16 protein-coding genes are annotated in these 21,572 nt (G+C 66.1%); 5 read left to right on the top strand and 11 right to left on the bottom strand.

All coding sequences use genetic code 11. The features are described 5' to 3' along the window. Positions 1–57: 57 nt before the first annotated feature. The 5 genes from AC629_RS25870 (at position 58) to AC629_RS25890 (ending at position 5,155) form a co-directional block, all read left to right on the top strand. Complete coding sequence (locus AC629_RS25870; RefSeq protein WP_084807750.1) at positions 58–717, top strand: phosphoribosylanthranilate isomerase; 660 nt, start codon at positions 58–60, stop codon at positions 715–717. Then, positions 714–1,931: a tryptophan synthase subunit beta gene (trpB, locus tag AC629_RS25875; protein ID WP_084807751.1), complete on the top strand. Its 1,218-nt coding sequence runs from the start codon at positions 714–716 to the stop codon at positions 1,929–1,931. The genes AC629_RS25870 and trpB overlap by 4 nt, the downstream gene beginning before the upstream one ends. Continuing rightward, positions 1,928–2,764: a tryptophan synthase subunit alpha gene (gene trpA, locus AC629_RS25880; RefSeq protein ID WP_084807752.1), complete on the top strand. Its 837-nt coding sequence runs from the start codon at positions 1,928–1,930 to the stop codon at positions 2,762–2,764. Before trpB ends, trpA begins: the two co-directional genes overlap by 4 nt. A 109-nt stretch (positions 2,765–2,873) precedes the next feature. Continuing rightward, on the top strand, positions 2,874–3,815 hold the full coding sequence (accD, locus tag AC629_RS25885; RefSeq protein WP_084807753.1) for an acetyl-CoA carboxylase, carboxyltransferase subunit beta: 942 nt from the start codon (positions 2,874–2,876) through the stop codon (positions 3,813–3,815). After that, complete coding sequence (locus AC629_RS25890) at positions 3,812–5,155, top strand: bifunctional folylpolyglutamate synthase/dihydrofolate synthase (RefSeq protein WP_084807754.1); 1,344 nt, start codon at positions 3,812–3,814, stop codon at positions 5,153–5,155. Before accD ends, AC629_RS25890 begins: the two co-directional genes overlap by 4 nt. Before the next feature lie 302 nt (positions 5,156–5,457). On the opposite strand, the gene trxA is transcribed toward AC629_RS25890, so the two are convergent. The 11 genes from trxA to coaBC form a co-directional block, all read right to left on the bottom strand. Continuing rightward, complete coding sequence (gene trxA, locus AC629_RS25895; RefSeq protein ID WP_008540017.1) at positions 5,458–5,778, bottom strand: thioredoxin; 321 nt, start codon at positions 5,776–5,778, stop codon at positions 5,458–5,460. Between the two features lie 67 nt (positions 5,779–5,845). Further along, complete coding sequence (addA, locus tag AC629_RS25900) at positions 5,846–9,355, bottom strand: double-strand break repair helicase AddA (protein ID WP_084807755.1); 3,510 nt, start codon at positions 9,353–9,355, stop codon at positions 5,846–5,848. Then, positions 9,349–12,495 (bottom strand): double-strand break repair protein AddB, encoded by a 3,147-nt coding sequence (gene addB / locus AC629_RS25905; protein WP_084807756.1) that lies wholly within the window; start codon positions 12,493–12,495, stop codon positions 9,349–9,351. Before addB ends, addA begins: the two co-directional genes overlap by 7 nt. A 244-nt stretch (positions 12,496–12,739) precedes the next feature. After that, positions 12,740–13,462, bottom strand: a complete 723-nt coding sequence (locus AC629_RS25910; protein ID WP_084807757.1) for a nucleotidyltransferase family protein — start codon at positions 13,460–13,462, stop codon at positions 12,740–12,742. Between the two features lie 137 nt (positions 13,463–13,599). Next, positions 13,600–13,917 (bottom strand): PilZ domain-containing protein, encoded by a 318-nt coding sequence (locus AC629_RS25915; RefSeq protein WP_084807777.1) that lies wholly within the window; start codon positions 13,915–13,917, stop codon positions 13,600–13,602. An 89-nt stretch (positions 13,918–14,006) separates the two neighbouring features. Next, positions 14,007–15,539 (bottom strand): tRNA (adenosine(37)-N6)-threonylcarbamoyltransferase complex ATPase subunit type 1 TsaE, encoded by a 1,533-nt coding sequence (tsaE, locus tag AC629_RS25920; protein WP_084807758.1) that lies wholly within the window; start codon positions 15,537–15,539, stop codon positions 14,007–14,009. Beyond that, positions 15,536–18,040, bottom strand: coding sequence for a PAS domain-containing sensor histidine kinase (locus AC629_RS25925; protein ID WP_084807759.1), 2,505 nt, complete (start codon positions 18,038–18,040; stop codon positions 15,536–15,538). Before AC629_RS25925 ends, tsaE begins: the two co-directional genes overlap by 4 nt. A 191-nt stretch (positions 18,041–18,231) precedes the next feature. After that, positions 18,232–18,690, bottom strand: a complete 459-nt coding sequence (gene dut / locus AC629_RS25930) for a dUTP diphosphatase (RefSeq protein WP_084807760.1) — start codon at positions 18,688–18,690, stop codon at positions 18,232–18,234. Between the two features lie 223 nt (positions 18,691–18,913). Next, on the bottom strand, positions 18,914–19,303 hold the full coding sequence (locus AC629_RS25935) for a hypothetical protein (protein ID WP_084807761.1): 390 nt from the start codon (positions 19,301–19,303) through the stop codon (positions 18,914–18,916). Positions 19,304–19,451: 148 nt separating this feature from the next. Further along, complete coding sequence (locus AC629_RS25940; RefSeq protein ID WP_084807762.1) at positions 19,452–19,817, bottom strand: MarR family transcriptional regulator; 366 nt, start codon at positions 19,815–19,817, stop codon at positions 19,452–19,454. A gap of 297 nt (positions 19,818–20,114) precedes the next feature. Beyond that, entirely contained in the window at positions 20,115–21,563 is a 1,449-nt protein-coding gene (gene coaBC / locus AC629_RS25945) for a bifunctional phosphopantothenoylcysteine decarboxylase/phosphopantothenate--cysteine ligase CoaBC (protein WP_084807778.1), read from the bottom strand. Between the last annotated feature and the right edge of the window lie 9 nt (positions 21,564–21,572).

A 21,572-nucleotide genomic window follows, 5' to 3' on the forward strand; every position in this document is an offset into this window, starting at 1 on the left:
CAATCGAAAACCCTGGTTTCCGGCCGCGGACCCGCGGCTTCCACCTGCTTTGAGACCATGACCCTGCTCGTCAAAATCTGCGGCCTGTCCACGCGCGAGACGCTCGAAGTAGCGCTCGACGCGGGCGCCGACATGGTGGGGTTCGTGTTCTTTCCGCCGTCGCCGCGGCATCTGTCGCTGGAGGCGGGGCGCGACCTCGGCCGCCAGGTGAAGCGGCGCGCGCTCAAGGTCGCGCTCACCGTCGATGCCGACGATGCGACGCTCGACAACATCATGGACGCGCTGTCGCCCGATATTCTCCAGCTTCACGGCAAGGAGAGCGTGGCGCGGCTGCGCGACATCAAGCAGCGGTTCGGCCGTCCGGTGATGAAGGCGGTGCCGGTTGCAACCGCCGCCGATCTCGCCGTGCTGCCCGGCTATGCCGCGGTTGCTGACCGCATCCTGTTCGATGCGCGCGCGCCGAAGGATGCAACGCGGCCCGGCGGCTTAGGGGCGCCCTTCGACTGGCACCTGCTCGAAAATCTCGATCTGAAGCTGCCCTACATGGTCTCGGGCGGGCTTCACGCCGACAACGTTGCCGAGGCCCTCCGCGTCACCCGCGCCGGCGGCGTCGACGTGTCCTCCGGTGTCGAGAGCGCCTCCGGCGTCAAGGATCCCGAGATGATCAAGGCCTTTATTCGCGCCGCGCGCGCTAGCCAAGAGTTGAGCGTCCGATGAACATCGCCAAACCCAATTCCTACCGCAGCGGTCCCGACGAGCGCGGCCATTTCGGCATCTTCGGCGGACGGTTCGTCGCCGAAACCCTGATGCCGCTGATCCTCGATCTGGAGAAGGCTTACACCGCGGCCAAGGCTGATCCGGCGTTCCAGGCCGAGATGAACGGCTATCTCAAGAACTATGTCGGACGGCCCTCGCCGCTCTATTTCGCCGAGCGTCTCACCGAGCATCTCGGCGGCGCCAAGATCTACCTCAAGCGCGAAGAGCTCAACCACACCGGTTCGCACAAGGTGAACAACGTGCTCGGCCAGATCATGCTGGCGCGGCGCATGGGCAAGAAGCGTATCATCGCCGAGACCGGCGCCGGCCAGCACGGTGTCGCCACCGCGACGCTATGCGCGCGCTTCGGCCTCGAATGCGTGGTCTATATGGGCGCCGTCGACGTCGAGCGGCAGCAGCCCAACGTCATCCGCATGGAGATGCTGGGCGCAAAGGTCTTTCCGGTGCAGTCGGGCACGCGCACGCTGAAGGACGCCATGAACGAGGCGCTGCGCGACTGGGTCACCAACGTGCACAACACGTTCTACTGCATCGGCACGGTGGCGGGGCCGCATCCCTATCCGACGCTGGTGCGCGATTTCCAGTCGGTCATCGGCAACGAGACCAAGGCGCAGATGCAGGAGGTCGAAGGCCGCCTGCCGGATTCGCTCGTCGCCTGCATCGGCGGCGGCTCGAATGCTATGGGCCTGTTCCATCCGTTCCTCGACGACCCCTCGGTCGAGATTTTCGGCGTCGAAGCCGCGGGCCACGGGCTGACGCAGCTGCATGCGGCGTCGATCGCGGGCGGACGTCCCGGCGTGTTGCACGGCAATCGCACCTATCTTTTGATGGACGCGGACGGCCAGATCCAGGACGCGCATTCGATCTCGGCCGGCCTCGATTATCCCGGCATCGGCCCCGAACATTCCTGGCTGCACGAAATTGGTCGCGTCAACTATCTCTCCGCGACCGATGACGAGGCGCTCGCCGCGTTCCAGCTGCTCTCAAAGCTCGAAGGCATCATTCCGGCCCTCGAGCCCGCGCATGCCATCGCCAAGGTGATGGAGCTCGCGCCGAAGCGGCCGAGGGATCACCTGATGGTCGTCAATCTCTCTGGCCGCGGCGACAAGGACGTCCCGCAGGTCGGCGACATCCTGAAGGGCAAGAGCAAGTGACCACGCGTATCGACACCCGTTTCGCCGAGCTGAAGAAAGCGGGCCGCTCGGCCTTTGTCACCTTCGTGATGGCCGGCGATCCCGATCCGGCGACGTCGCTCGAGATCATCAAGGCGCTGCCGAAGGCGGGCGCTGACGTGATCGAGCTCGGCATGCCGTTCACGGATCCGATGGCCGACGGTCCGTCGATCCAGGCGGCGGGCCTGCGCGCGCTCAAAGCCGGCATGACGCTGAAGAAGACGCTGGAGCTCGTGCGCGGCTTCCGCAAGGACGACGACGCGACGCCGATCGTGCTGATGGGCTACTACAATCCGATCTATATCTACGGGGTCGACAAGTTCCTGGTCGATGCCAAGACCGCCGGTGTCGACGGCCTCATCATCGTGGACCTTCCGCCGGAAGAGGACGACGAGCTCTGCCTGCCCGCGATGAAGGCCGGCCTCAACTTCATTCGCCTGGCGACGCCGACGACCGACGACAAGCGCCTGCCAGCCGTTCTCGCCAACACTTCGGGCTTCGTCTATTACGTCGCCATCACCGGCATCACGGGTGCGGCGGCCGCGGACGCAACGGCCGTGAGCGAGGCGGTTACCCGCATCAAGCGGCACACCAAGCTGCCGGTCTGCGTCGGCTTCGGCATTCGTACGCCGGAGAACGCCCGCGCCATCGCGTCCCATGCCAACGGCGCCGTGGTCGGCACCGCGCTGGTCGATGCCCTCAAGAACAGCCTCGATGCGGAAGGACGGGCCACCGGCAAGACCGTTAGCGCCGTCGCGGAGTTGACGGCGTCCCTGGCGCAGGGCGTCCGGGGCGCGCAACAGGCGGCGGAATAGGCCATAATTCCGCTTCGAGGCGGACGACAGTGCGGCTTGCCGGGCAGTGGCCCGGCCGCCATATACCCTTCAGGCGATCCCCAGGTGGGTTCGCACATCGGAGCAAACCATGAACTGGCTTACCAATGTGGTCCGGCCGAAGATTCGCAACATGCTGCGGCGGGAGACGCCGGAGAATCTTTGGATCAAATGCCCCGATTCCGGACAGCTCGTGTTCTACAAGGACGTCGAGGCCAACCAGTTCGTCATCCCCGGCTCGAACTACCACATGCGCATGGGCGCAGTGGCGCGTCTGAAGTCGATCTTCGACAACGAGACCTGGTTCGACGTTGCGTTGCCCGACGTCACGCCCGACCCGCTCAAGTTCCGTGACGAGAAGAAGTACGTCGACCGCATCAAGGATGCGCGCGCGCGGACCAATCTGAACGATGCGGTCAAGGTCGGCTATGGCAAGCTCGAAGGTGCCGCCGTCGTCGTCGCCGTGCAGGATTTCGATTTCATGGGTGGCTCGCTCGGCATGGCCGCGGGTGAGGCCATCGTGCGCGGGCTGGAACTCGCGGTCGAGAAGAAGTCGCCGTTCATCGTGTTCGCTGCCAGCGGCGGCGCGCGCATGCAGGAAGGCATTTTGTCGCTGATGCAGATGCCGCGCACCACCGTCGCGGTGCAGATGCTGCGCGAGGCCAAGCAGCCCTACATCGTCGTGCTGACCAACCCGACCACCGGCGGCGTCACAGCGTCCTATGCGATGCTGGGCGACGTACAGATCGCCGAGCCCGGCGCGCTGATCGGTTTTGCCGGCGCGCGCGTGATCGAGCAGACCATCCGCGAGAAGTTGCCCGAGGGTTTCCAGCGTGCCGAGTATCTGAAGGAGCACGGCATGGTCGACATGGTCGTGCATCGCCACGAATTGCGGCCGACCCTGGCGCGGCTCTGCCGCCTCCTGACCAAGGCGCCTGCGCTGGAGAGCGCATCGAAGCCGGCGCTGGCCGTTACGAGCCCGGCGCAGATCGTATCGGCCCCCGAGACGGCGCCGGCCGCGCCGCACGCGTGAACGCTTCCTCTGACAGCGCAAAGCCGCCGCTCGGCGAATTGATCGGGCGGCTGTCGGCCCTGCATCAGAAGCGCATCGATCTCGGGCTGGAGCGGATGCACCGTCTGCTTGCGCGGCTCGGTCATCCCGAGCGCAAGCTGCCGCCGGTGATCCACATCGCCGGCACCAACGGCAAGGGTTCGACGCTAGCTTATCTGCGCGCGACGCTGGAAGCCGCGGGCCTGCGCGTCCACGCCTACACCTCGCCCTATCTCGTCCGCATCAACGAATGTTTCCGGCTTGGCCGCGTCGGTGGCGGCGTGCTCGTCGGCGACGATGAGTTGTGCGCGGCGCTGGAAGAGGTCGAGCGCGTCAATGCCGGCGAGGCGGCGACCGTGTTCGAGCTGAAGACGGCCGCGGCATTTCATCTGTTCGCACAGCACCCGGCCGATGTGGTGCTGCTCGAAGTCGGCCTCGGCGGCCGGCTCGATTCCACCAATGTGATCGATACACCGGCAGCCTGCGTGATCACGCCTGTTAGCATGGACCACATGGACTTCCTTGGGCCCACGCTGACGTCGATCGCCGGCGAGAAGGCGGCGATCATCAAGCGTGGCGTGCCCGTTGCTTGCGCCGAGCAGGCGCCGGAGGCGATGGCCGTGATCGAGGCCCAGGCCAGGCGCATGCGCGCGCCGCTGTTTGCCGCGGGCGAAAGCTGGCACGTAAATGTCGAGCACGGGCGTCTCGTCTATTCCGACGAGCGCGGCCTGATGGATCTCACGGCGCCGCGCCTGTTCGGCCGTCACCAGTTCGACAATGCGGGCCTTGCGATCGCGACCCTTCGCGCAATCCCGGGCTTCAAGATCAATCATGCGGCATTCGAGGCCGGTATCGTTGGCGCGGAATGGCCGGCGCGGATGCAGCGCATCACCACGGGCGAACTGCTCTCCTGGGGACCGCAGGGGTCGGAAATCTGGCTCGATGGCGGGCACAATGCCGAAGGCGGGCGCGTTGCGGCGGCCGCGCTCGGCGATCTCGAGGAGCGGGTGTCGCGGCCACTGGTGGTGATCGCGGGCATGATGGCCAACAAGGACGCGGAAGGCTTTCTTGCGAACTTCGCGGGCCTTACCCGTCACATCATCGCGGTACCGATTCCCGACACCGAGAACGCGATGCCGGTTGACCGGCTTGCGGACGCCGCGCGCAGCCTCGGCATGCGCGTCGAGCCCGCGCCCGGCATCGAGGCCGCGCTGCGCGCCTTGTCGCGGCTCGCCTACGAAGTGCCGCCGCGCATCCTGATCACCGGCTCGCTCTATCTCGCCGGCCATGTGCTGGGGCTCAACGGCACGCCTCCTGCATAAGCTCTCTTGTCCCGGACGCGGTGCAGCGTGCAACGCTGCTCCGCAGAGCCGGGACCCAGAATGCCGCCACATGGGCCCCGGCTCTGCAGCGCACCGTTTCACGCTGCGCTGCGTCCGGGGCACGAGAGTGAGGATGATAATGCGCCTTGCCGCGACTGCCGACGTTCACAGAAATTACCTCGCGCTGGAGCTCACACGCCGCAGCAATCAGCCGGAGCTCGCGACCGGATGGATCAATCCGTGAAAAACAAAACGGCCGGCATGACGCCGGCCGTTACGCAACTCTTCACTCGCGATGCAAATCAAACCGCGGAGGTGATCCACTGCTGGAGCTTCGCCTTCGGCGCCGCGCCGACCTGACGGGAGGCCATCTCGCCGCCCTTGAAGATCATCAGGGTCGGGATCGACATCACGCCATACTTGGACGCGGTCTTCGGGCTCTCGTCGACGTTGAGCTTCACGATCTTGACCTTGTCGCCCATCGCACCGGCAATCTCGTCGAGCGCGGGTGCGATCATGCGGCAGGGGCCACACCATTCGGCCCAGAAATCAACGACCACGGGGCCGTTCGCCTTGAGCACTTCGGCTTCGAAATCGGCGTCAGAAACCTTGCTAACGGCCATTGGAGTACCTCACTCGGTTGAAAGAATCGGCGCGATCTGGAATCGCGCCCGGAATCATGACCTCAACCTATGAACGGCTCCTTGCCGGGTCAAGGACGCTCACGCCGACATGAAGGGATGCCAGCGCCGCGTCCAGCGCGGGGGCTGAAATCTCCATATATTCAAGGGCCTCGGTCCAGAGCAGGACGGCGCGGATCGGCTTTTGGGGATATAGCCTCGATAGCACCGCCCGGTACAGCGCGAGCTGCCGGACATAGGCGGCGGGCGCCTCGGCCGCGCTCCTGGGCGCCGTCTGGTTGGTCTTGAAATCGACGATCAGGACTTCATCCGGACGAACGACCAGCCGGTCGATCTGCCCGGATACCAGGGCCGGGGTGCGGCCCGGCCGCTCCAGCTTGCCGACGATGGCGACCTCCGCCCGGCTGCCGGCGGCAAAGACGGGCGCGAAACGCGGCTCGGCGATCAAGGCGAGCACCTTGTCGGCCAGCGCGGCGCGGTCGGCCTCCGTCCAGTCCGAGGCATTGCGCGCCATGAAGCCGATTGCGGCGTCGCGCCGGCGCTCGGCAGCGATGTCGGGCAGCGATTGCAGCAGCCGGTGCACCAGCGTGCCGCGTTGCAGCGCCAGCGCGCGCGACTGCACCGATTCGCCGGTCCGCACCGCACGGCCTTCCTCGGCAGACTGGCCGGACGGGCGGACGGGATCGTCGTCAATGGTTTCGCGCGGCGCCGGCGTCCGCAGCCAGTCCGGCAACGCGATCGTCTGGTCAACTGCAATCGCGGGCGTGCCCAGCGCCGCGACATCCTCCGGTCGCGCGAACCGCGTCACCTTGCCGAGCGGCGTCTCGACCGTCTGCTTCTCGAGGCCCGAGCCGGTGAGCCCGGTGTCGATCAGATCGTACCAGCTCAGCTTGCGGACGGTCTTCATGTTGCCGGGCATGCAGCCGCCGACGATCAGCCGGTCGGCCGCACGGGTCATCGCGACGTAGAGCAGGCGGCGATACTCGTCCTCGGTCTCCTCTAACATCGTCTTGCGCGCCTCGACGACCGGCTTTGGATCGTCGGCCTTGCGGCCGGCCCAGACCACGACCTCGCCGCCATTGCCGCGCGGCACGTGGATCAGCCGCAGCCGCTGCGAATCCGAAGGAGACGACGTCGTGTCGACCATGAACACGACCGAGGCCTCCAGCCCCTTGGCGCCGTGCACAGTCATCACCCGCACCTCGTCGCGCGAGATTTCCATGTCGCGCTTCACCTCGGTGTCGGCCGAGCGCAGCCACGCCATGAAGCCCTGCAGCGAGGCCGGCGCCTTCCGCTCATAGTTCAGCGCGAGCTCCAAAAATTCGTCGAGCGCGTCATTGGCCTCGTGGCCGAGGCGGCGCAGGATGCGCGCACGTGCATCGTCACCCCCGAGCAGCCAGGCATAGAAGGCGAACGGCGTCTCCTCGCGCGCGCGGATCTCGCAGGCCTCCAGGCGCCGCAGCGCCGTGGCAAACTTCTCGCTTCCAGCCGCATGCTCGCCGAGCGCACGGCGCAGCGATCCCTTGCGATCCCAGGCAAGCTGGAACAGGTCGTCGTCATCGAGCCCGAACAGCGGGCTTTTCAGCGCGACGGCAAGCGCCAGATCGTCCTGCGGCAGCAGCAACCCATCTGCGAGGTTCATCAGATCGATGATCGCGATGTGCTCGGTGAGTTTCAGCCGGTCGGCGCCGGCAACCGGAACGTTGGCGTGCTTCAAGGCCTGGATCACGGCATCGAACGCATTGCCGCGCCGGCGCACCAGGATCAACATGTCGCCATAGCGTAAGGGACGGCGTTCGCCATCGTGCCCTGTCAGCGTGCCGCTCTCGACCAGCCGCTTGATCTCGGCCTGGATGCGGCGCGCGAGCTTGACCTCGGGGCTTGTGACGGCGACGCCGTCGAACGGCGCGCGCCAGCCCTCGATGTCCTGCCTGTCGTCGGCCTCGGCGAGGTCCCACAGCTCGATCACGCTGGGACCTGCATCGGCGAGCGCATTGTGCAGGGGATGGCCGATATCGACCGAATGGATGCTCTTGTAGATCGCCGGCTCGCGGAAGACGTGGTCGACCGAGTGCAGGATCGTGGCGCCCGAGCGGAACGAATAGGTGAAGGCGACGGGATCGAATTTCAGTCCGGCGGCGGTGAACTTGCGGTCCAGCTCGCGCCGGCGCGCGTCGAATTCCCGGGGCTCCGCGCCCTGGAACGAGAAGATCGACTGCTTCTCGTCGCCGACGGCGAAGATGGTGCGGTTGAGCCCCTCGCGCGCACCTTCGCCCGCAGTGAACTCCGAGATGATGTGCGCGACAATGTCCCATTGCCGCGGGCTGGTGTCCTGCGCCTCGTCGATCAGGACGTGATCGACGCCGCGGTCGAGCTTGTAATGCACCCAGCCCGAAGAGACGCGGTTCAGCATCGCCAGCGTCTTGTCGATCAAATCGTCGTAGTCGAGCAGCCCGCGCTCCTGCTTCTCGCGACGGTAATTCGCGGCAGCCGCGGTCGCGATATGCAGGAGCGCCGCAGTACGGTCGCGCACGGACACCGCACGGCGTTTCTCGATCAGTCCGTTGAGACGCTGCGCCTCGTTCTCGAACAGGCGTGCGACGGAGGGATTCTGCTCGCCAAACTTCTTGGTCAGCACCGCCTTGCGCGGCAACTTCTCGTCGGTGAGGAAGACGCTGAGATAGGCATCGACCTGGTCGCCGCCAGAAAACACCTTTGCCGCGCGCAGGCGCTCCGCCTGGTCGTTGTCCGACTTGCTGCCGTCTTCCAGCGCAAAGGCGATGTCGTCCCAGCGCGATCGCGGCAGGAACGGACCATCGAGGATCTCGTTCTCGACGTCCTCGATGCGGTCGCTCGCATCCACGCCCAGCACCGCAGCCATCTGCGCAGCAGCCGCTTCCGCATTGCCCGCCTCGTCGGTCCAGGCCATGAAATGGTCGCGGCTGAGGCAGGCTTCGCGCACCACTTCCTTGAAGGTGACGTCGGCGGCGTTCGCCATCGCGGTCAGAAGCGCGCGGCCGATGACGGTCTCCGGATCGCGCGCGGCGTCCAGCAGCACCTTCAGATTGGCGCGCTCCATCATGTCGGTCTGGTCGCGCTCGTCGATGACGGCGAAGCGCGCCGGCACATTGGCCTCGAACGGAAATTGCTGGAGCAGGCGCGTGCACAGCGCATGGATGGTCTGCACCTTCAGTCCGCCCGGCGTTTCCAGCGCGCAGGCGAACAGCTTTCGCGCTTCGCGGCACAACCGAGCATTCGGGTGCGGAATGCCGACGGCAACAATAGCCTTTTTGAGCGCATCATCGTCCAACGTTACCCAATGACCGAGCGTGGTGAACACGCGCTCGGCCATGTTGGCAGCGGCCGCCTTGGTGAAGGTGATGCAGAGGATCTTTTCCGGCGGCACGCCCGACAGCAGCAGGCGGATCACGCGCTGCACCAGCACATGCGTCTTGCCCGAGCCGGCATTCGCCGACACGAAGGCCGACGCGGTCGGATCGGACGCGCGCGCTTGCCTCGCGCGCACCTCGTCAGGGATGGGACGCGGCGCCTTTACCATTCCTCGATCCCCAGGCCACCCGCTGCCGACCATTCCTTGATCCGGGCGAGATCGTCATAGGCGCCGTAGCGGTTGGTCCACATCGGCAGGTTCAGCGATGTGTAGGGCTGATTCTCGTCCTCGAAGGCGCGGATCAGCGCCTCCAGCTTGGCCCGCGCCTCGGCGGCTGCCGTGTCCGGCGGTTGCGCCTGGTCGCTTTGCTTGATCTTGAGCTCGAGGATGCGCTCCTCGCCCGGCGGATTGTTGCCGCTCAGCCTCACATAGACGAGCTGGCTCACGGACGCACCGGCGTCGATGCCGGGAAAGCCGCCCTCGCGCAGGATCGCCGCCTCCAGCGTGAGCTGAGGTGACAGGCCCATGCGAACCTGCTTGCCGGTCGGCGGCTGGCCGGTCTTGTAGTCGAGGATGGCGTAGGCGCCGCCCACGCGCCGCTCAATGCGGTCGGCGCGCGCGGAGAGGCGGAAGCTGCGCTCATTGTCGAGCGTGATCGAGATTTCGCCATGCGTCTCCGCCGTGATCGCCTCGATCGCGCCACGCCGTACCGTCTCCCATTCGCCAAACCAGCGCGCGATGCGCTGGAAGCGCGGCCACCACAGCGCCCGCGCTTCGGGACGCTCCATCAGCGGCGCAAAGTATTTCCCGCCGATCGCGCGCAGCACGCGGGCGGGGTTGTCGGGCAGATGCGCGGCATAGGTTTCGGTGAACTCGCCGAGCGCATCGTGGATCGCCGAGCCGCGGTCGGCGGCCGACAACGGCATGTCGACGGGATCGAGCGCGTCGAGCCGCAGAATGTGCTTCGCGTAGATCGTGTAGGGATCGCGCAGCCAGTCCTCGATTGCCGTGACCGACATCCTGAGCGGCCGCGTCGCGCGCGGCGGCCGCGGCTCGGGCTGCTTGATCGGCCTGACCTCGTCGGGCTGGTCCAGCGCGCCCGCGAACTGCACGTACTTTTCCCCGGCGCGCTTTGCGGCCTTCCAGAGATCGTCGCCCGCAACCGCCTCTAACCGGTGCAGGAAGCGCGAGGCCACAGCCGGCGCGCCGCCAGCCTTGGCGGCATGGGTGAGGATCACCTCGTCGGCGCCGAGCAATTGCGCGAAGTCATGCGCGGAGAGGCCGATGCGCCGCTCCGGCAGATCGAGGCCGAGCTCGTGCCGCATCGGCCGGCTGAGCCAGGGATCGATGCGGGGCGCCGGTGGCCAGACGCCTTCGATCAGCCCGCCGACGATGATCCGGTCGGCCTGCATCAGGCGCGATTCCAGCGGACCGTAGATCTGCAGGCGCGCGCCCGGTCTGTCGCGTCGGCGCACCGCGCGGTCGCCGAACGCGGTCTGGAAGACGTCGGAGTAGTCCGGCAGCGGCACCATCAATCCGCTGGTCGTGCCGCCGCGCATGAGATCGTCGAAGGCGCTAGCGAGCGCGAGGCCCTCGCGCTCCTCGAAGGCGAGCGGGATACCCTGCTCGTCGCGCGACAGCTGGATCAGGATCTCGCGGTGCCGGTGCGCCAGCTCGGCGAAGTCATACGGTTTCGATGGCGCGAGGCTCTCGATCGGCGCCAATGCCTTTCGCAAGGCATCGATCAGCGCCTGGATGCGATCGAGATCCTCGGCCTTCAGACGCGCGCGCGGCTCGGCGCGATGCAGCGCGGAGACCTCGCTGCGCCACAGTTTTGCCAGCTCCTCGCGAAAGCGGTTGAATTCACGCAAGAGGCCGCCCGTACCGGCAGGCGGGCGAGTGCCGCGCAAGACTGCGAGCTCCAACCCCTCGATCGCAGCTTTCCACGCGCCTGGCGCGCGGCCGAGCCGGCACAGCGGATGTTTCAGCATCGCCAGCAGCGTCGGCGGCTCCAATCCCTTGGTCGCTGCCTCCGCCGTGAGCCGCGCGAAAACGCCGGCTGATGTTTCCATCAGGACGTCGCCACCGGAATCGTCGAAAGCGAGATCCCATCGTGTCAGCGCAGCCATCACCCGTCGCGCCAGTGCGCGGTCCGGCGTCACCAGCGCCGCCGATTTGTCGAGATGCCGCGCCTCGCGCATTGCGATCGCGATCGCCAGCGCTTCCATCTCGGGATTGGGAGCTTCGACGACCGCGAGATTTGTCATGCCGCCGGCGATCTTTGCGGCGACATCCGGCTGCTTCAGCCGGTCGTACCAAATCTCGGTCTTGGCGGACGGCCGCATCGATTCCGATGCGAGCAGATCACGGCCGCCTTGCGCCGGCGGCTGCAGGATATCGACGTCGCTGCGCTTGATGCCGAAGCGCTGCAGCAGTGCGTGCAGGGCATATTGCGGATGGTTCGACGCCGGATGCTCCGCGAATTTGCCGAGCGAATCGCGCACGCCGCCGATGGTCCGCCAGGCGTCGTCGTCGAGATCGGTGTCGAGGCCCGGCAGCACCACGGCGCCATGCGGCAACGAGGCGACCGCATGCAGGAATTTTGCGGTGGCCGGCATCGAGCCGGTCGAGCCGGCCGCGATCACGGGGCCATGCGGATGCGCCGTCAGCCGCCTGGCTTCCGCCGCGATCAGGAGATCGCGCCGCGCCGCCGGCTCGATCCGGTTGATCTCGGCGAGATGATTGGGCCATGCGATACGCGCGATGCGCAGGAATTCGAGCGAGTGCTGCCAGTATCGATCGAGCTGGTCCGGCACGAGACCATCGAGCGCGCTCCAGTCGACACCGCGCGTGACCATGTCGTCGATCAGGCGGGCGAGATCGGAAGCCAATGCAAGCGTCGAGGCGGGACCGCCGACCACCAGCGGCGCCAGCACCGGGCCTTTGGCCCAGGCGGCGACGAGCTGTGCCAGTGTCAGCCGCCGTTCGAGCTCGCCGAGCCGCGGCGGAATGTCGAGCGGTGCGGCGGTCGAAAACTGCTCGGCCTCGTCGGCGAAGGCGAGCTCATCCTCGTCGATGTCGCCGAGCGCGACGATGCGCGGCAGCACCACCGCGTCCGCTTTCATCTCGTCGAGGAAGATCTCGCGCACGACGCGCATGGCGCGCCGCGTCGGCAGATAGAGTGTGGCATCGGCAAGTCGCGCCGGCTCCTTCCGCGCCTCGAACCCTTCGACCAGCCGGCCGTCGAGCAGGGCCGAGACGACCGTGCGCAGGAATGGAACTGAGACTGGAACGCTGAAGACGCGCATCGGCTGCCTGATTCGGGGATCAGGCCAATATAGGCAGACGGACCCGAATGGTCATGGGCTGAGGCGAGGTCTTCCCCGCTGTTCGCGGGATTACTGCTCTCGTGCCCCGGACGCGGCGCGGCATGAAATGATGCGCCGCTGAGCCGGGGCCCATGTTGCGACATCACGGCTGTTGCTGTGTGGGTCCCGGCTCAGCAGTGCACCGCTGACGCGCCGCACCGCGTCCGGGACACGAGAGCAGCCCTTACGCCACGCTCTCCAGGAACGCCTCTTCCGCCGCGTGCACGGCGTCGGGCGTGCCGACATGCATCCAGACCCCGTCGAGGCGCAGGCCGAACAGCCGCTCCTGCTCGTTGGCGCGGTCGAACATTTTGGTCAGCGAGAACTCGCCCTTGGGCGCGTCGGCGAAGATCGACGGCGACATGATGGCCGCGCCCGCATAGACGAACGGAACGACCTCTTTTTCCCTGCGCTTGCGAAGGGCGCCGTCGGGCATCATGCCGTAATCGCCGCGGCCGCCATAGCCGATGCTGGTCGCGGTCGGCGCCATCAGCAGCAGGATGTCCATGCGCTCGGGATCGAAGTTTTCGGCAAGGCGCGCCAGGTTGGAGCGCACGCCGTCGATCCACAGCGTGTCAGAGTTGACGTGGAAGAACGGTGCGTTGCCGAGCAGCGGCAGCGCCTTGACCACGCCGCCGCCGGTGCCGAGCACCTGGTCGCGCTCGTCCGAAATGGTCACGCGCGGAAGCTGGCGCGATGCGACGTGATTGATGATCTGGTCCGGCAGGTAGTGCACGTTGACCACCGCCTCGGTCACGCCGGCCTGGCCGAGCTTGTCGAGCACGTGGTCGAGCAGCGGCTGGCCCGCCACCGGCACCATCGGTTTCGGCATCTTGTCCGTCAATGGACGCATGCGCAGGCCAAACCCCGCGGCGAGTACCATGGCTTTGGTCGGTTTGACGGACATCCTTTGCTTTCTCAGACTCGTCCTCGGACTCTTGGAGTTCCGCGTTCGCAGCAAGCCTAGCACGGACCTCATTGGGCCGCACCGCACCTCAACCGCCTTAACCAGCCGCCGTGACGGTTGTACGACGAGTGTTGCCGTTACGCTCCAATGGATGTGGAACGCGCCTTTTTCTTCTTGTCGCCGGGCTTGAGGAAATTGACACCGATCTGGTCCCCATTGACCCAGGCGAGCTCGCAGCGCCGGTACGCAAGTCCGGTGGACGACAGCAGAAGAAAAAACTCTTTCAGATGGAGCCCTTCCACCGAACCGTCGATGGTCAGCTTGGCGCCGACCTCGGAGACGTCCTCCATGGTGCAGTCGCGCCGCCAGGTGCCGTCGATCCCCATCATTTGGGCCGGAATCCCGCGTTCGAAAACAACCCGGCTGTTGCCGCGGTGGTCCGTCCTTACCGCCATCTGCCCTTGCTCCAGCCTCGCAATCATCCGGCTGCCTGAGGGGCGATGATACGGATGCGACGGCTAACACCCGGTAAATCGGCCGCGAATCAGCCTTCCGGCGGCCTTTGGGGCGGCGGGACATTGGCGAGATACCAGTCGCGCAAATGAGCCAGTGCAGGATGCGCCAGCGAGCGCTGGAGGTAGGTCCAGATCCGCGGTTGGTGGCGAAGGTAGTGCGGCTTACCGTCGCGGCGATTGAGCCGGGCGAAGGTGCCGAGCAGGCGCGTGTTCCGCTGCGCCGACATGATGGCGTAGAGCTCAGCGAAGCCGGCCGGGTCGAAGCTCGCATCGGCAGCGCGGCGCGCCTTGATGTAGCGAGACAGCAGCGTCAGCTCGAGATTTTCCGGCACGTCGATGCGGGCGTCCTGGAGCAGCGAGACGACGTCGTAGGATTGCGGCCCGAGCACGGCGTCCTGGAAGTCGATCACGCCAACGCGCTCGATGCCGGAGCGGTCAGCAAGCCAGATCAGATTGGGCGAGTGATAGTCGCGGATGATCCACGTCTTCGGCGCGGCGAGCGGCTTCTTGAGCAGCTCGCGCCACATCGCGAAAAACTCCGCGCGCTTCTCATCGCTCAGCGGCGCATTGCGGTCGGGCAGATACCATTCCGGCATCAACCCGATTTCGATCAGTAATGCCTCGGCGTCGAACACTGGAATGGCGTAAGTCTGATCTGCCAGCGGCAGCGTCTCCGGCAGCGTCTTGCCGTGCAGCACGGCCAGCGCGTCGGTCGCGGCTTCATAACGCTCGGGGATCGGGCGCGGCGGGTTGCCCTCGATCACGCCTTCGCTGCCGAAGTCTTCGCTGATCAGGAAGCCGTGGTCGAGATCGTAATGGTGGATCGCAGGCGCCGAGATTCCCTGCGCGCGCAGCCCTTCGTCGATGGCGACGAAGGGCTTTACATTTTCGGCGAGATGCACCGCGGCGCTGTAGGATTTTCCGTTGTACATCGCAGCGCCGTCAGGACGCTGCGGAAAGTTCATCAGGATGACGATCCCGTCGTCGCGCAGCAGCCGCGCATAGGAGCGGGTCGAGGCGTCGCCGGGCATGCGCCGCCGCGTCGCGTCGATATAGCCGGATGCGTCGAGGAATTCGCGCAGCGCCTTGAGCCGCGCGACTTGCGCGGCGCCCTTGCCGTAGCCGGTGATGTCGGCCGCGCGCGCATTCGAGCCCAGTGCCGGCCGGTGCGTCAGCGCGATGTCGATGCGGTCTGCGGGCATCGCCGACGGCGCACGCTCCGGCCATTCGATCAGGACGAGCGTGGCATCGGGGAGTGGCGACAGCCCGATCTCCTCGAGCTCGCTCTCCTCCTCGACGCGGTAGAGGTCGGCATGCATCACCGGAAATGACGGCAGCTCGTAGCCCTGCACCAGGGTGAAGGTCGGGCTCGGCACCTCCAGTTCCTCGTCGCCGGCGAGGTAGCGGATCATGGCGCGCGCGGCCGCGGTCTTGCCGGCACCGAGATCGCCGGTGAGCGTGATGACATCGCCGGGGCCAACCAGCAGCGCGAGGTCGGCCATCAGTTGCGCGGTGGCCGTCTCGTTGTGGAGCGCGACGGAGAATGTGGTTGATGCAATCATTCGGCGGCGTCGCGATGCGCCGCCTGGTCGGTCGGGAAGTCGCAGATCACGACCGTGCCCCTGCCCACGATCGAATCCACCCGCACCTTGCCGCCATGCAGCTCGACGAAGGAGCGCACCAGCGACAGGCCGAGCCCGGCGCCGCGATGACGCGAGCCCTGCGAGCGGCTTTCGAACCAGTTGAACACCTTGTCCTTCATGTCGGCAGGTATTCCAGGCCCGGAATCTGTCACAGTAAAGACCACGCTGCGCTCGGTGCGCCGTGCGCTGATACCGACGGTGGAATCCTGTGGAGAAAACCCGACGGCGTTGGCGAGGAGGTTATAGAGCACCTGCACCACGCGCTTCTCGTCGCCGACGAAGCTGCCGACATTGGGCGCGATCTCGACCTTGAGGCGGATGCGGTCGGTGGCGAGGCGGTCCTGGATGCCCTCGGCGGCCAGCTCGATGGTCTTGCTGACGTCCACCGGCCCGAGTTCCAGCTTCATGGCGCCGGCGTCGATGGTGGCGAGATCGAGGATGTTGTTGGTCAGCGCCAGCAGCGCGTTGGTCGATTTGGTGACGTAGTCGAGATATTCGGCCTGTTTCGGCGTCAGTGGTCCGGTCGAGGGATCGCTGAGGAAATGCGCGAAGCCGATGATGGTGGTGAGCGGCGAACGCAGCTCGTAGGAGACGTGGTGGACGAAATCCACCTTCATCTGGTCGGCGGCCTCCAGCGCCTCGTTGCGTTCGCGCAGCGCACGCTCGACGTTCTCGGTGTCGGTGATGTCCTGGAACGTCAGCATGGTCGCGCCGTCATGCAGCGGCCGGATCATGCCGTCGAGTACGCTGCCGTCCTTGCGCTCCAGCTTGAGCGGCACGTCGGCGCGGTTCTCGATCGAGGTAATGGCCTCGCGGATCTGCCGCCAGACCACGGGGTCGTCGAACAGCTGATGGCACCAGCCTTCGACGGTCTGGATATGCGGCTCGCCGCGCATGGCGTCGTTGGACAGCTTCCACATCCGGACAAAGGCCGGATTGAACAGCTGCGCCTTGCCATTGCTGCCGAACACCGCGACGCCCTCGGCGAGGCTGTCGAGGGTCTCGCGCTGGACACGGATCATGCCGTCGAAGCGGCGGGCGAGGTCGAGGCTCTCGGTGACGTCGTCGAACAGGTAGGTGACGCCGCCTTCCGGATTCGGCGTCGTGACGACGGAGAGCGCGCGGCCGTCGGGCAGGTACCAGGTTTCCTTCGCGGTCTCGACCGCGCGATAGGCCTCGTGCAGCTTGGCCTTCCAGGCGCGGAAGTCCGGCTGCTCGGGCAGCTTGCGCGCGGCGCGAAGCTGGTCGAGCACGCTGGAATCATCGGGATTGGCATCGAGGAAGGTGCGGTCGAGGTCCCACAGCCGCCGATAGGAATCGTTGTAGAAGGCGAGCCGGCGATGGCCGTCGAACACCGCGACGCCCGATGAGAGCTGGTCGAGCGTGCGACGATGCGCTTCCGCCATCCGTACCAGCGCCGAACTTAGCGCATCGGCCTCGCTGGCGTCGATGGCGACGCCGACACTGTTGCTGCCGACGTTGACGGCGCGCACGTCGTAGATGCGCCGCTCGCCGCCGATCACGATGGGCAGCCGCGAGGTGAAGCTGGCGGCATCCTTCAGTCCCCGCTCCATCGCGGTGCGGTCGGCGCTGTCGAGCAGCTCGAGCTTGCGCTGCTGAGCGTCAGTGACGCTGTTTGCCTCGGTCGCGCGGACATAGGCCGGGTTGGCATAGGTTAGCGCGCCGTTCTCGGCCTTGGCCCAGATCGGCCACGGCGCCGTGGCGGCGAAGCCGCGCAGCATCTCCGTTTCGTCGGAGAGCGCTTTGTAACGCAGATTGGTCTCGGCCAGGTCGCGCCGGAGTCCGGAGAGTTCGCGAATCCTTACAATGGCTTGGCCGCCGATGGCGCGGCCTATGGCCTCCAGCGTGTGACCGTACGGAGTGGTCAGCGTCAGTTGGAACCCGTCGCCGCGGTCACGCAGCGCATCAACCGCACGATCCATCTGGAGCGCAGGCTCCGGCGGCAGCCAGGTTCCGAACGCGAGCACGCGCTGCGGCGAGGCGTCGCTCGGCAGCACCATCGCGATGTCGCCGGAGATCTGCGCGCGGTTGTCGCCGGCCGGCCAGGAGATCAGGATCTGCGGCTCGGCGAACAGCAGCGCGCCGAAACGGTCGGCCTGGAGTTGCAGTTCCCCGATCCGCGCGCGCAACCGCGCTTCGTTCTGCGCCGTGCGCACGCGCGTGCGCATCAGCAGGATCGCGGCCACGACCGTGAAGCCGAGTAAGGCCAGCGCGGTGGCCAGCACCGCGAGTTCCTGCCGGTTGAAGTCCAGCAATATCGAGAGTGTGTCGATGAGATCGGCAGCCTCAGCCGGCGCAGCCGGCAGCAGCGCCGCGAGAGCGCCTCCTAGCAGGCCGTTGCGCGCCAACGATGTGCACGACAACAGCGTCCGACGCATCGACACGATCACGCCTGACATAGTTGCCCCAAGACCGCACGAATGTACGCACACCGACCCCCGTCGTGCGCGAATCAAGACACAATACCCTCACCGTGACTCCACCGGTAAGAGTCCAGATCGTGAACGCAAAGGCGGCCCCGCAAAAATGCGGGGCACGGTGTTCCACCCCACGCCGCTCCTTCGCGCGATTCGGCTGCAGCTGCCGTGAGTTAGCGGCCGGTCGAGCCGAAGCCGCCGGCGCCGCGATCGGTCGCGGACAATGTCGCAACGGGAACCAGCGCGGCCTGCACCACGGGCGCGACCACCATTTGCGCGATGCGCTCGCCGCGCTTGATCACGAAGGAGGCCTGGCCGTGATTGATCAGGATCACCTTGATCTCGCCCCGATAGTCCGCATCGATCGTGCCCGGCGAATTCAGCACGGTGACGCCGTGCTTGGCAGCAAGCCCCGAGCGCGGCCGCACCTGCGCCTCGTGCCCGGGTGGCAATGCGATCGCAAGGCCCGTCGGCACCAGTGCGTGTTGGCCAGGCGCGAGCGTCATCGGCTCGCTGTCCGGAACCGCGGCCATCAGGTCGAGGCCGGCGGCCTCGGCGGTCTGATAGGCCGGCTGTGGCAGGCCGTCGGCATGCGGCAGGCGTTGCAGTTCGACCGTGACTTTCGTGCTCAAGATGCCGGCTCCCGGGATTTGTCGGCGACGCACGGCGCGACATGCCTTCTTCAACCGCCTCGATCAGCCGGACCCGCAAGTCTTCCGACAACGGCGTGCTGGCCCTCTCGTTCAGCAGGCATGTGAACCAGAATTCGCGCCCGATGGGAATCCCTCCCGACTCAATTCGGTCGGATTTTGCGATCCTGGTCGAGAGGTGGCGGCCGGCCGGCACCACTCCAGCTCAGGGGCAATCCTGCGCCGCCGCCATTGCCAAGACATCCGCTCGCGCCTTGTTGCGGATTTGCTCCTCCGGAGACGCTAGGCCGCCGGTGGCCATGCTCATCATGCCCGCCGTGAACCCGGTTTGTCCGACCTGCTTACCGGCATTCACCGCGACGCTGGCTGCCTTAGCTCCGCATTTGGCACGAAACTTTTCAGTGTCGGCAAGGAGCTTTACGCCAGCCGGGCTCATCTTGCCGCCATAAGGCGAGTGCGCCGGCGCCCCCTGCGAAGGGCCGTTGTTCATAGCCCCGTTGTAGGGCGGGCTTGTGAAGTCGGCATGCTGCGCGGTTGACGGTACGCAGGCGGAAATCGACACCATCGCGATGGTAACGAGATATATCTGCTTCACGGCTCATCCTGTCTGTTCAGGGGGCGCCGATCGGCTGGTTTCGAGCGATACGCTGGGGAGGAAATTGCCCGAGTTGGTCAGAAGATCGGCGGCAGGGCTTCGTTTCGAAGCCGTTGGGCAGCCCATATACAGACAGGACAAATGGGCTTCACGCAGTATCGATTGCAGTTTTTAGATCATTTGTCGTCTGCGGCGACCATTGGAAGCCATTGCGTCTCAAGAGTTCCACGCGCGCACTCAGAAAAGCCTTGCCTACATGCTCCAGCCTTTCGGTTGGAATTAGCAGCAGACGCCGTTTGTCTTCCTCGTCCGGTACTCGACGGATGATCCCAGCTTTCTCCATATCGTCGAGATGTCGGAAAATGGTCGTTGGTGTCGCGAAGAGCTCGAAATAGGTAGAGAGTTCCTTGAGCGTGATCGCGCGGCCGGAAAGCCAGCTGAAGGCGATAAGGCTTAGGATGTCTGCCTCGAAAACGCTGCGCCAGCCACGTTGAAGAATCCCCGAAGACAGCATTTGTACGCGGAACTCCGCTCGCCACTTCAGCCAACCAACATCGAGTGCAAGTGCCGCCCGTTCGGCATCCGTGAGGCTCGACGCAAAGCCGCTCGGCAGCGGTTCCGTCGCCCGCTCCTCCGGCGCGAAAACACCAAATTCGGAAGTTACGGCTTACCAACCCCTCCTACAGTTCGCGAAGCATTGTCTGGCCGAGCCCCGCGGCCAGAAGGTCGAACCTCGCGGCATCCGCGCTCTGATAGGCCGGAGGGCTTCACCATGTGGCAGTTGCCTAATGTCGAACCTTAACGGTGGTACTCAAGTAGCAGTCTCCCTCTTCGCGGTATTGTTTGCGACGGCTTTCGCGATATGAGCGATCAACTCCACCGCGACCTGCTCTTTGGTCATGACCGGCCATGAATCCACGCTGATCTCCCCGCCATCGCGCGTCAGCAGATGAACCGTGTTGCGGTCGCCGCCCATCACGCCGGTGGCGGGCGACACGTCGTTGGCGACGATCCAGTCGCAGCCTTTGCGGGCGATTTTTGCTTTCGCGTTGTCGATCAGGTGCTCGGTCTCGGCGGCAAAGCCGATCACCAGCGGCGGGCGCTTGTCGGTCAGCTTGGAGATCGTCGCGAGGATGTCGGGGTTCTCGACCAGTTGCAGCGGCGGCATGCCGGCCGAGGTCTTCTTCAGCTTCTGCTCGCCCTCATTGGCGACGCGCCAGTCGGCCACGGCTGCGGCGAAGATAGCGATGTCGGCCGGAAGCGCTGCCTGCACCTGCTCAAGCATCTGGCGGGCTGATTCCACATGCTTGACCGTCACGCCCTGGGGGTCGTCGAGCCCGACCGGGCCGCTCACCAAAATCACCTCGGCGCCTGCGGCCTGCGCGGCGGCGGCAATGGCAAAGCCCTGCTTGCCGGACGAGCGGTTGGCGATGTAGCGCACCGGATCGATCGGCTCATGCGTCGGACCTGCGGTGATCAGCACGCGCTTGCCGGCGAGCGGTCGCGGCACCGGCGGTCGCAGCAGGCGCTCGGCGGCGGTGGCGATCTCGATCGCCTCGGACATGCGGCCGATGCCGGCTTCACCGGCTTCGGCCATCTCACCGGAGTTCGGTCCGATCAGCACCACGCCGTCGCGCTGGAGCTGGGCAACGTTGCGCCGCGTCGCCGCATTGTTCCACATCAGCGGGTTCATAGCCGGCGCGAGCAGGATCTTGCGGTTGGTGGCGAGCAGGATGGCGCTGGCGAGATCGTCGGCATGGCCGTTCGCCATCTTGGCCATCAGGTCAGCGGTCGCTGGCGCCACCACGATCATGTCGCACTCGCGCGCCAGGCGAATGTGGCCGGCGTCGAACTCGCTCTGCGGGTCGAACAGGTCGCTATAGACACGCTCATGCGAGAGCGCGCTCACGGCGAGCGGCGTGACGAATTGCTGCGCCGCCTTGGTCAGGACACAGCGGACCTCGATGCGGCGCTCCTTCAGCCTTCGAATCAGGTCAAGCGACTTATAGGCCGCGATCCCGCCGCCGATGATCAGGGTAACGCTGGCCTCAGGGACGGCGCCGGTGCGCTGCGGCGTCGGGCCGACAGTAGGCGCTGCAGGCGGCACCGCAAATGGCGTCAGCGGCTCCTCGCGGCCCTCGATCAGCTCCCGCAGGATGACCCGGACCTCTTCCTCGACCGACCTCCGGTTCTTGGCCGAGCGCAGCCGCAAGTAAGTTTTGACGGCGTCGTCGAGCTTGCGGATGGTCAGGCTTGCCATGACGCCCTC

This window comes from Bradyrhizobium sp. NAS80.1 (assembly GCF_001908205.1).
Taxonomy (GTDB): domain Bacteria; phylum Pseudomonadota; class Alphaproteobacteria; order Rhizobiales; family Xanthobacteraceae; genus Bradyrhizobium.